The 10,648-nt window shown below is 75.1% G+C and carries 9 protein-coding genes; 2 read left to right on the top strand and 7 right to left on the bottom strand.

The window, feature by feature from the left end:
- Window positions 1-83 precede the first annotated feature (83 nt).
- From ACFCZN_RS17600 to ACFCZN_RS17570, 7 genes are all read right to left on the bottom strand, one after another.
- Window positions 84-251 carry a methionine/alanine import family NSS transporter small subunit gene (locus ACFCZN_RS17600; RefSeq protein ID WP_429765315.1) on the bottom strand — a complete coding sequence of 56 codons (168 nt, stop codon included), beginning with the start codon at window positions 249-251 and terminating at the stop codon, window positions 84-86.
- Entirely contained in the window at window positions 248-1,834 is a 1,587-nt protein-coding gene (locus ACFCZN_RS17595; protein WP_429765313.1) for a sodium-dependent transporter, read from the bottom strand. The genes ACFCZN_RS17600 and ACFCZN_RS17595 overlap by 4 nt, the downstream gene beginning before the upstream one ends.
- 112 nt (window positions 1,835-1,946) lie before the next feature.
- Window positions 1,947-3,224 (bottom strand): FAD-binding protein, encoded by a 1,278-nt coding sequence (locus tag ACFCZN_RS17590; protein WP_429765312.1) that lies wholly within the window; start codon window positions 3,222-3,224, stop codon window positions 1,947-1,949.
- 48 nt (window positions 3,225-3,272) lie between these two features.
- Window positions 3,273-4,424 (bottom strand): winged helix DNA-binding domain-containing protein, encoded by a 1,152-nt coding sequence (locus ACFCZN_RS17585; protein WP_430557606.1) that lies wholly within the window; start codon window positions 4,422-4,424, stop codon window positions 3,273-3,275.
- 4 nt (window positions 4,425-4,428) lie between these two features.
- The gene (locus ACFCZN_RS17580; RefSeq protein ID WP_429765309.1) at window positions 4,429-4,797 is read right to left on the bottom strand and encodes an STAS domain-containing protein; all 369 of its coding nucleotides are present in this window, start codon (window positions 4,795-4,797) and stop codon (window positions 4,429-4,431) included.
- 121 nt (window positions 4,798-4,918) lie between these two features.
- Window positions 4,919-5,479: an aminoacyl-tRNA deacylase gene (locus ACFCZN_RS17575; protein WP_429765308.1), complete on the bottom strand. Its 561-nt coding sequence runs from the start codon at window positions 5,477-5,479 to the stop codon at window positions 4,919-4,921.
- Window positions 5,476-7,854: a PASTA domain-containing protein gene (locus ACFCZN_RS17570; protein WP_430557605.1), complete on the bottom strand. Its 2,379-nt coding sequence runs from the start codon at window positions 7,852-7,854 to the stop codon at window positions 5,476-5,478. Before ACFCZN_RS17570 ends, ACFCZN_RS17575 begins: the two co-directional genes overlap by 4 nt.
- Window positions 7,855-8,078: 224 nt before the next feature.
- Here ACFCZN_RS17570 and ACFCZN_RS17565 point away from each other — a divergent pair, with 224 nt between their 5' ends.
- Complete coding sequence (locus ACFCZN_RS17565) at window positions 8,079-8,855, top strand: LamB/YcsF family protein (protein WP_429765305.1); 777 nt, start codon at window positions 8,079-8,081, stop codon at window positions 8,853-8,855.
- 2 nt (window positions 8,856-8,857) lie between these two features.
- Window positions 8,858-10,603 carry a carboxyltransferase domain-containing protein gene (locus ACFCZN_RS17560; RefSeq protein ID WP_430557604.1) on the top strand — a complete coding sequence of 582 codons (1,746 nt, stop codon included), beginning with the start codon at window positions 8,858-8,860 and terminating at the stop codon, window positions 10,601-10,603.
- The last annotated feature ends 45 nt before the right edge of the window (window positions 10,604-10,648 follow it).

The raw sequence follows: 10,648 nt of genomic DNA, 5'->3' as shown, positions 1-10,648 counted from the left end.
GATAGAGAGGGGGCGGACCGAAACTGGTTCGGTCCGTCCCCTCTCTATCTCGCGGTCCTCGCTTCTCTATCTCGGCGGGGTCGTCAGGTGTCGCGCTCGGTGATCGCGTCGTCCTCGCGGCGGTCGTCGTCCCCGCCCGGCGGGAAGTCGGCCCGCTCGGGGCGGGCGCGCAGGACGAGGATGCTCACCAGCAGGCCGCCCCAGACGACGGCCAACGACAGCACCATGAGCAGGATCGCGTCGGCGTTCATCGGGCCGCCCCCTTCGTCGTCGTGGTCGCCGTGACCGGCGGGTAGGCGGGCCAGGCGACGAAGTCGTCCGGGCTGCGCCGCCAGCGCGGCAGCGTCAGCAGAACGGCGCCGACGACGAGGACCACGAGCGTGCCCCACCCGACGTACAGCAGGTACGTCTCGTCGTAGCCCTCGTACCCGTTCTGCACGAGGTCGACGATGCGCGAGACCAGCATGTACGCGAGCACGGCCGGCACGATCGCCCCGACGCAGACGTACCACCAGCGGCCCACCTGCACCGTCGAGACGGCGTTGAGGTGGTAGCGCAGCTCGGGGCTCGTCCGCAGCAGCCAGACGAGGAACACGCACATCAGCACCGCGGACGCCACGATGCCGATGTTGTTGGACCAGTTGTCGATCGTGTCCAGGGCGATGAGGCCCGTCGTCGTCGAGAACCCGACCACGGACAGCACGGCCGCCACGCCGCCGATCCACAGCACCGCCTGCCGGCGGGTGAGGCCGAACTTCTCCTGGAAGCCTGCCGCGACCACCTGCAGGATCGAGATGAGCGACGTGAACCCGGCCATCGCGAGCGACCCGAAGAACAGGGCGCCGAACAGGGGCCCGGCCGGCATCTGCGAGACGACGGCGGGGAACGTCACGAACGACAGGATCGGGCCGGTGATGCCCTCGAGGTCCGCGACGGCGACGCCCTGCTCGTGCGCGAGGAAGCCGAGGGCGGCGAACACGCCGATCCCCGCCAGCATCTCGAAGCCCGAGTTGGAGAACGCGACGACCAGGCCCGGCGACGTGAGGTTCGCCCTGCGCTTCCGGTACGACGAGTACGTGATCATGATGCCGAAGGCCACGGAGAGCGAGAAGAAGATCTGCCCGTAGGCGGCGATCCACACGTTCATGTCGCCCAGCGCGCCCCAGTCGGGCGTGAACAGGGCGTTGAGACCGTCGGTGGCGCCGTCGAGGAAGATCGCCCGCACCACCAGCACGCTGAACGCGACGACCAGCAGCGGCAGGAAGATGACGTTGGCCTTCTCGATGCCCTTCGCGACGCCGCCCACGAGGACGACGATCGTCGCGACCCACACCAGCAGCAGCGGGATCAGCACCGCGGGCACGAAGTCGAGCGTGAACCACGCGCCGCCGTTGGCGACGTCGGACAGCTGCAGGTAGTCGCCGGTGAAGAAGCCTGCAGTGTCGTCGCCCCACTTCAGCGTGAAGGAGTAGACGAAGAAGCTCAGCGCCCAGCCGATGATCGCCGCGTAGTAGATCGCGATGACGAAGCAGATCATCACCTGGAACCAGCCCAGGGTCTCGAGCCACTTCTTCACCCGGCGGAACACGGTGGGCGGGCCGCCGCGGAAGCGGTGCCCCAGCGCGTAGTCGAGGAAGAGGATCGGGATGCCCGCCGTCAGCAGCGCGATCACGTAGGGCACCAGGAAGGCGCCACCGCCGTTCTCGTACGCGACCCCGGGGAACCGCCAGATGTTGCCCAGCCCGACGGCGGAGCCGATCGCGGACAGGATGAAGCCGACCTGCCCGGTGAACTGCTCCCGGGGGGGCGAGGTGTCAGTGGTCGTGGTGCTCACAGGCGTCGAACCTCCACGGTGAGGGGCGTCACGTCAAACGTGTCTCACAGACCGATGCTGCCCGACCGCCCGGTCCGTGGCCAGCCCTCGCCGCGGCGGGTCCCCGCCGGGGTCAGCCCGCGAGCAGGCGACCCACCAGCCCGCCGTGCAGGCGGCCGTCGGGGTCGAACCGCGCGGCCAGGCGCCGGAAGTCGTCGAACCGGGGGAACAGCGCCGCCGTCGTCGGTGCGTCCAGCGTGCTGACCTTGCCCCAGTGCGGCCGCGCCCCGAGGGGCACCAGCGCCTGCTCGACGGCGGGCAGCACGGCCCGCACGTCGTCCTCGCGCGGCACCCACGTGAAGTGGAAGCCCACCGACGGCTCGTCGAACGGGCTCAGCCACAGGTCGTCGGCCGCGACGGTGCGGATCTCGCTGGTCTGCAGCAGCGGCGCGACCGTCGGGCCGAGGCGGCGCATCGCCTCGATCGCGGCGACGGCGTGGCGGCGCGGCAGCAGGTACTCCGACTGCACCTCGTCGCCGTTCGACGGCGTGAACTCGAGCTTGAAGTGGCTCAGCCGCTCGTGCCACGGGCCGTCCACGCCGAGCTGCTCGGTGCACGCCGACGGGTCGACGCCAGGCAGCGGGTGGACGGCCACGTCCGACCAGCGCAGGACGTCGGGGGCGAGCCCTCGGACCTCGGGCCGGTCGGCGCGGGCCACGGACTTGAACCACACGTGCCGCACGGCCGGCTCGTCCCAGCTCGTGAAGGCGCTCACCGAGTACGCCGCGGAGGTGATGGCGTCGAAGCTCGCGAGGTACGTGTCCCACGGGACGTCCGCCGCGACGTCCTGCCGCACCACGTACGCCGGGACGGTGCGCAGCTCGACGCGCGTCACGACGCCCAGCGCCCCGAGCGACACGACCGTGCCGGGGAAGACGTCGGGGTCGCTGTCGCGGGTGATGCGCCGCAGCTCGCCGCCCGGCGTCATGATCTCCAGACCCTCGACCGCGCTCGCGAGGCTCTGGTTCGCGTCGCCGGAGCCGTGCGTGGCCGTGGCGACCGCGCCCGCCACGGAGATGTGCGGCAGGGACGCCAGGTTGCCCAGCGCGCGGCCGGTCGCGTGCAGGGCACGGGACACCTCGCCGTAGCGCAGGCCCGCGTTCACGGACACGACGTCGCCCTCGTCCCCGCCGTCCGGCGTCAGCGGCTCCACCGCGGGCCGGCCGTCGTCGAGCCCGTCCACCTGGACGTGCACGCCGTCCGTGTCGGCGACGTCGTTGAACGAGTGGCGCGACCCCAGCGCGCGCACCGGGCCGCCGGCGGTGAGCACGTCGGCGAGCTCCTCCAGCGACGCGGGGCGCACGACGGAGCGTGCGGAGTACGTGAGGTTCCCGGCCCAGTTGAGATGCACGGGACCACCCTGCCATCCGGGCAGCAGGTTCGGCGGCCCGGTCCAGGTTCAGCCCCGGTACGCGTCGAGGTCGGCGACCGCCGCGTCCAGTGCGGCGCGCTCGGCAGGGGTCGGGTCGCGCAGCCACTGCACGTCGACGCCGCCCCGCCCGGCGCCCGCCGGCCAGCGCCAGCGTCCCGCCACCACGCCGTCCACCGCCACGCAGTGCACGAACGCGCCGGACCGGTCCGGCGGCGGCAGCGCCGGGTCGAGGACGACGTGGCGCGTCTCCCGGTAGGAGATCAGCAGCTCGTCGTAGGCCTGGAGCAGGTCGACGACGGGATCGTCGTCGACGCCGTCGCCCCCGCCGTCGCCACCACCGAGCCAGCGGTCCGCCGTCGCGGCCGTCGCGACGAGGACGAGGCCCTCGAGGTCCCCCGTGCCCGCGACCTGGACGACCTCGCCCGCCTCGGTGAGGGCGGCCAGCACGGGCCTGAGGTCGCGGACGGTGACGTCGGCCCACAGCCGCAGGTCGTTGAGGGTCGCGAAGCCGCGCCCTGGCAGGTAGCGACGCCACAGCTCGACGACGGCGGCCTGGGCGTCGAACCGCTCGCCCAGCGGCCCGTAGCCCGCGGGGACGCGGTCGTCGAAGGTCGCGTACGACTGGTGCTGCAGCTCCTTGCCGGCCGGCGGCGGCCCGCTGATCACGAGGCACCGCAGCTCCGCGTGCATGAGCATCTGGGTGAACGCGAGGCCGGGGGCGTCGGGGTCGAGCACGCCGTGGTCGACCAGCTCGGCCTTGATCTCCGCGCGCGTGCGCGGCCCGTCCGCGACGGCGGCGGCGACGGCCTCCGTGCCGGGGCCCAGGTCGCCGAGGTCCCACGCCCGCTCGGTGGACGCCATGAGCCTCTCGACGCGCGGCGCGCTGAGCTCGAGCAGCCAGCGGGCGTCGCGCGGCCGCACCAGGTGCCAGGTGGGGCGCAGCAGATGGGTACGCAGCAGCTCGCCGTCGGCGAGCGCCGCGTTGAGGGCGGCGCGGCCGGGGCGCGAGGGCGGCGCGACCCGCCGGGAGAGGCCCCACAACGCGGGCTGCAGCTCCTGCCCCTGCACCGCGAGGAGCGCGTCGACGACGGCGGTCGCGTCGGGCAGGCTCTGCCCGCGCAGGCCCGTGGCGGCAAGCCGCGCGGCCCGCACGACGGCGCTGTCGACCTGGACGCTCACCCGGTCAGCCGGCCCGACCGGCGGGCTCCGCCTCCGCCAGGGGGATGCGGCCGCCCATGCCGACCATGTCCAGCACCTCCGCGACCGCCTCGGACGGCTGGTACAGGCTCACGGACGTGCCCGTCTCCTGGCCCAGCATGTACACCTGCAGGATGAACGCGACCCCCGAGGAGTCGATGAACGTGACGTCCCGGGTGTCCACGACGATCGGTTGGGTCGTGCCCCGCGCCGCGAGCGCCGCCATCGCGTCGCTCGCCGCCTCGCGCAGCGCCGCGTCGACCTCGCCCCACAGGGTGAGGACGGTGGCCTCGTCGGTGGTCCGGGACGCGATCCCCGAGCTCGGCAGGGGTTCGCTGCTGCTGTCGATGTCCATGTGGTCGAGTTGCTCCCGTGCGTGGGGCCGTGCGGCCTGGGGACGCTGTCTGCGTCCTCTCCGTACAGCGAACGGCCCGCGTCGAGTGTTCCCCCGTCAGGCGGATTCGTCCAGCATCCGGTCAGTCCTGGCGGGTCGACGCCGGACCGGCCGGCGTCGCGCGGGCGGGCCCCGCCGGTCCAGGGTGGTCCAGGTCGGTGACGTCCGCGACCCGGGCGTCGAGGACGCGAGCAAGGTCACCTCCGTCGATCGTCGCCGAGACCCCGTGCCCGCCGCCCCCGACGGACACCGGCCCCGCCTCCGCGATGCGCGAGTCCGCGACCACCGGCCAGGCCGTGAGCGAGCCGAACGGCGTGATGGTGCCGCGCTCGTACCCGGTGACGTCGCGCGCCACCTCCTTGTCGGGCATCGACAGCCGGGACACCCCCAGCAGCGAGCGCAGCCGCGGCCACGCGATCGTGCGGTCGCCCGGCACCAGCACGAAGAGGAAGTCGCCGTCCCCGCGGCGCACCACGATCGTCTTGACCACCTGCGCCGGCGTGACGCCCCGCGCGGCCGCGGCCTCCGCGAGCGAGCGCACCGGGCCGTGCCGCACGATGTCGAACGCGACGCCCGACGCCTCCAGCGCCTCGCGCGTCCGCCGCTCGCCGGGGGTCTCTGCGGGCGGCGCGGGGGGCGTCACTCGGGACCCGTCGACACGACGAGCGTCACGGTCGACCCCGACGGCAGGGTCTCCTCCGTGCCCGACTCCCTCCGGACGACCACGCCTTCCGGCTGGTCGTCGCTCGGTTCCTCGACGACCTCCACGACGAAGCCGGCGTCCTTCAGACGCTGCACGGCCACGGCCTGCTCCTCGCCGACGACGCCCGGCACCTCGACCTGCTCCGGCTCCTCGGGTCCCGACGACACGACCACGCGCACGGCTGCGCCGCGGTCCACCGGTGTCCCGGCACCGGGCTCGGTCCGGATGACGTGGCCCTCGTCGACCGTGTCGCTGTGCTCCTCGACGACTTCCGGGGCGAGGCCGACGTCCTGCAGCGCCCGCTTGGCGGAGCCTGCGTCGCCCTCGACCGCCGGCACCTTCACCTGCGCCGGACCGCTCGAGACGACGATCGTCACGGTGGCGCCGCGGTCCACGCTGGAGCCCGCGACCGGGTCCGTTCCGACGACGTCGCCCTCACGCACCGCGTCGCTGGCCCGCGTCGCGACGCGCTTCGCCGGCACCAGGCCGGCGTCGGTCAGGGCCTGCCGTGCACCCGCCTCGTCCTTGCCGGCGACCTTCGGCACCGCCACCTGCTGCGACGCCTGCTCCGGGCCGCTCGAGACGACGAGGGTGACCGTGGAGCCGGTCCGGACCTTCGTGCCCGCATGCCGGGTCGTCACGACCGTGCCCTCGGGGACGTCGTCGTCCGCGCGCGTCACGGTCGTCACCTCGAGTCCCAGCGCCTGCAGCTTCTTCTTCGCTGCAGCGAGGCTCTGGCCGGCGACGTCGGGCACCGTGACCTTCGCGGGCGTGGCGGGCCGATCGGACGAGTCGCCTCCCTTGCCCGGGTCCGTGGTCCCGCCGTCGGACGTGGAGCCGGGCTTCTTGCCGCCCTTCTCGACCGCCCCGTCCTTCGCCGTGCCGCCCGCGGACTTCGTGCCCTTCCCGTCGTTGCCGTCCTTCGCGTCCTTGACGATCTTGTCGGCACGCTCGGCCGGGGCCGTCGGCCCGCCGCCGCCCGCGACGTCGTCGGCCTTCCACGCCCGGTCGGGGATGGGGCCGGCGGCGAAGAACTCGAAGTGCCACGGCTCGGGCTTCGAGCCGGTGGAGCGCGCCCAGGACGGGTTGTCCCAGCCGTAGTCCGGCCCGTGCACGCGCATCCACGCGTGCTCGGCGGACGTGAAGGTGGAGATCGGGTAGCCCAGGTCGACGGCGAGGCCCCAGCCGTGGTTCGACGTGCCCGGCGTCGCCGCCAGCCAGCCCTTGGTGGCCTTGACGCGGATCTGCAGCTCCAGCGAGCGGTACGAGTCGGTCATCGGGATGGGCACCCCGAACTCCTTCTCGTACTCCTTGCTGAGCGCGGAGAGCTGCTCCGCGGCGTCGCAGCGCAGCATGTGCCCGGGCGCGAAGTCGAGCGGGCACAGCGCCGACGCCGGGATGCGCCCGTTGGCGTAGCCCGCCGTGCTCCGGCCGTAGCGGTCGACCACCTCGAGCAGGCTCGCCGTCAGCGTGGCGCGCGCCGCGACCGTCCCGTCCGCCCCTGCCGGCAGGATGCCCGCCTCGAGGGTCGTGGTCGCCGGGTCCAGCAGCGTCGCCAGGCGCGTGGCCGCGACGACGAGGTCGTCGAACGTCACCTCGTCGCCGTCGTGCCCGCTCTGGTCCGCGGCCTGCTCGTCCGGTTGCACGGCGTCCGGCTGCACGGCGTCCGGCTGCACGGGATCAGGCTGCTCGGCGCCGGACCGCTCCCCCGTGGCCACAGGGTCGGGCTCGTCGGCGGGGTCGATCGCGGCGGGGTCCGTCGCGATCTGGCGCGCGACGGCCACGGCCCGCGGCTCGTCGGCGGGCGCCGAGGGCGCGACCTCGGGAGTCCGCTCGGCGGGCCCGGTCACGTCGGGCTCGGTCGCGGGGGCCGGGAGCACGGGCGAGGGCACCTCGGCGTCCGCGGCCGCGAAGGGGCGGTCGGACGACCTGGCGGACTGCTGCGCGAGGTACGTGCTGAGCAGCATGCCGAGCTCGGCGGCGGCCTGGTCCACCGCGGGCGTCACCTTCCGGCCGGCGTCCTGGCCGGCGAGCTCCGCGCGCTCGAGGACGCCCAGCACCTCCTGGAGCGTCGTCGGGCCGGTCGACTCCGGCGTCCCGACCACGCCCACGGAGACGCCCTCGCCCACCGGGCTGCCGGCTCCGACGTCGGGGGTGTGCTGGTCGGCGGCGAGGGTCTGGAGGCGGCCGTCGTTCCACGGGAGGCCCGCCACGGGGGCCGCGAGAAACCCCGCCGCGACCACGCACGTCGCCGTCGCCGTCGCGAGCAGCCTGCCGACACGCGCGCCCCGTCCGGTGTCCCTCGGAGACCTCACGACGACGAACCTCCTACATCGGCACTGCTCAGGCGCTCGGATCCTGCCACACCTCGGCGTCGTCGTGTGACACAGGCGACAGGACCGTCCCTTCACTGTGCGGCACGCGCCACGCTCCTGCCACCCCTGCGACGAGAGTTCACGCGACGCTCATCCGCACACCATGACCGGAGCGCCCTGATACGCCCCCGCCCGCAGGGGACGTCGCGCGGCAGACTGGACGCATGACCACCGTCGACCTCAACAGCGACCTCGGCGAGGGGTTCGGGCGCTGGACCCTCGGCGACGACGAGGCGATGCTCGACGTCGTCTCGTCGGCGAACGTGGCGTGCGGCTTCCACGCCGGCGACCCGGCGTCGATCCGTCGCACGGTGGGCCTGGCCGCCGCCCGCGGCGTCGCCGTCGGGGCGCACGTCGGCTACCGCGACCTCGCGGGCTTCGGGCGCCGCGACATCGACGTCCCGTCGGCCGAGCTGCAGGCCGACGTCGTCTACCAGGTCGGCGCGCTGCAGGCTCTCGCCGCCGCCGAGGGCACCCGCGTCACCTACGTGAAGCCGCACGGCGCCCTGTACAACCGGGCGGCCGTGGACCGGCGCGTGGCGGACGACGTCGCCGCCGCCCTCGCCTCCGTCGACCCGTCCCTCGTGCTGCTCGGGCTGCCCGGCACCCTCTCCCTCGCCGCCGCCGAGGCCGCGGGCCTGGCCACCGCGGCGGAGGCGTTCGCCGACCGCGCCTACACGCCTGCCGGCACGCTGGTGCCCCGCGGCGAGCCGGGCGCCGTCCTGCACGACCCGGACGTCGTGGCCCGGCGGATGCTGCGGCTCGTCACCGAGGGCGTGGTCGAGGCCGTCGACGGCAGCGTGGTGCGCGTGGCCGCCGACTCCGTGTGCGTGCACGGCGACACGCCCGGCGCGGTCGCGATGGCCCGCCGGGTACGCGCGGCGTTCGACGACGCGGGCGTCACCCTCGCCGCGTTCGCCCCGGCGACGTCGAGGGCCTGAGCGTGGGCGGGCCTGAGCGCGTCCCGCTCGTGCGTGTCTTCTCCGTGCGTGTCCTGCCCGTGCGCGACGACGCCCTGCTCGTCGAGGTCGACGACCTCGCGCAGGCCCTGGCGCTCCACGCGTCCCTGCGCGACGACCCCGTGACGGGCGTCGGGCAGCCCGTGCCCGGCGCGCGCACGCTGCTGGTGCCGTTCGACCCGTGGCGGCTGCCCGCGGCCCGTCTCGCGGACGAGCTGCGCGCGCGGGCGGCCACGGCCGGCCGCGCCGCCGACGAGAGGGCCGGGGAGCCTGCGGGAGCAAGGCTCGTCGAGATCCCCACCGTGTACGACGGCGAGGACCTGGCCGACGTCGCACGCCTGCTCGCGTGCAGCCCGGAGGAGGTGGTGCGGCGGCACGCGGGGGCGTCGTGGGTGGTGGGCTTCGTCGGCTTCGCCCCCGGGTTCGCGTACCTGACCGGGGACGACGAGACGCTGGTCGTGCCGCGGCGGGAGTCGCCGCGCACCCGGGTGCCCGCGGGCTCGGTGGCGCTCGCCGGGCCGTACTCGGGCGTCTACCCGCGCTCCAGCCCGGGCGGGTGGCAGCTCGTCGGTCGGACCGACGTCGTCACCTGGGACGCCGACCGCGACCCTCCCACCCCGTGGGCCCCCGGCGACCGGGTGCGGTTCACGGCCGTGCGCGCGGCGGCCCGCGGCGCCGGGCTCGCTCACGACGGCAGTTCGGGCCCGGCGCGGCAGTCCGAGCTGCCGCCGCGAACCGAGACTGCCGGGCCCACGACGTCGGGCAGGGGTCTGGAGGTGCTGGAGGTCGTGACGCCCGGGCTGCAGGCGCTGGTGCAGGACCTCGGCCGACCCGGGCTGGCGCACCTCGGCGTGTCCGCGTCCGGCGCGGCCGACCCGCGCAGCCTGCGCGCCGCGAACCGCGCGGTGGGCAACCCGGCCGGGGCGGCCGCCGTCGAGGCCGTGGGCGGCGGGCTGCGGCTGCGCGCCCGCACCGACGCCGTCGTCGCGCTCGCCGGGGCGGACGCGGACGCCGTCGTGCACCGCGGCGGCGACCCGGACGACGCCCGCCGCGCGCCCCTGGCACGGGCGTTCCGCCTGCGCGCCGGCGACGAGCTCGCGCTGGCCGCCCCCGCCCGCGGCCGGCGGACGTACGTCGCCGTCCGCGGAGGCGTCGCCGCGACGCCCGTCCTCGGCTCCCGCGCCACCGACACCCTCGCCCACCTGGGCCCCGCCCCCCTCGCCCCCGGCACCCCCCTGCGTGGTGAGCGCGATCTCGGGGCCTGTTCGCGACCGAAGAGTCCCCGGAGTCTTGCTCACCACGTCCTGGCGGTGGCGGTGGACGACGTCGGGGCGCCGGACGTCGCGGCGCTGCCCGCGCCGGGCGAGGTCACGACGCTCCCCGTCGTGCTCGGCCCGCACGACGACTGGTTCGCGGACCCCGCCGCGCTCGTCGACCAGGAGTGGCGGGTGACCGACCGTTCGGACCGGGTGGGGCTGCGGCTGGACGGAGCGCCCCTGACCCGGGCGGCCGACGCGCAGGGGCGCGAGCTGCCCAGCGAGGGCTGCGTGACCGGCGCGCTGCAGGTGCCGCCGGACGGCCTGCCGGTGCTGTTCGGCGTCGACCACCCGCTCACCGGCGGCTACCCGGTGGTCGCGTCCGTGGCGTCGACGCACCTGTGGCTGCTCGGCCAGCTGCCGCCGGGGGCGCTGCTGCGGTTCGTGCCGGTCGCGCCTCATCCGTTCGGCTGACTTCCGGCGAGCCCGGCAGGCGATGTGGCGGTCCGGTGCCCGGAA

The organism is Isoptericola sp. NPDC056134 (genome assembly GCF_042264825.1).
Taxonomy (GTDB): domain Bacteria; phylum Actinomycetota; class Actinomycetes; order Actinomycetales; family Cellulomonadaceae; genus Isoptericola; species Isoptericola nanjingensis.
Note: the sequence above shows the minus strand (reverse complement) of the source record. Positions and strands in the feature narration are given on the sequence as shown.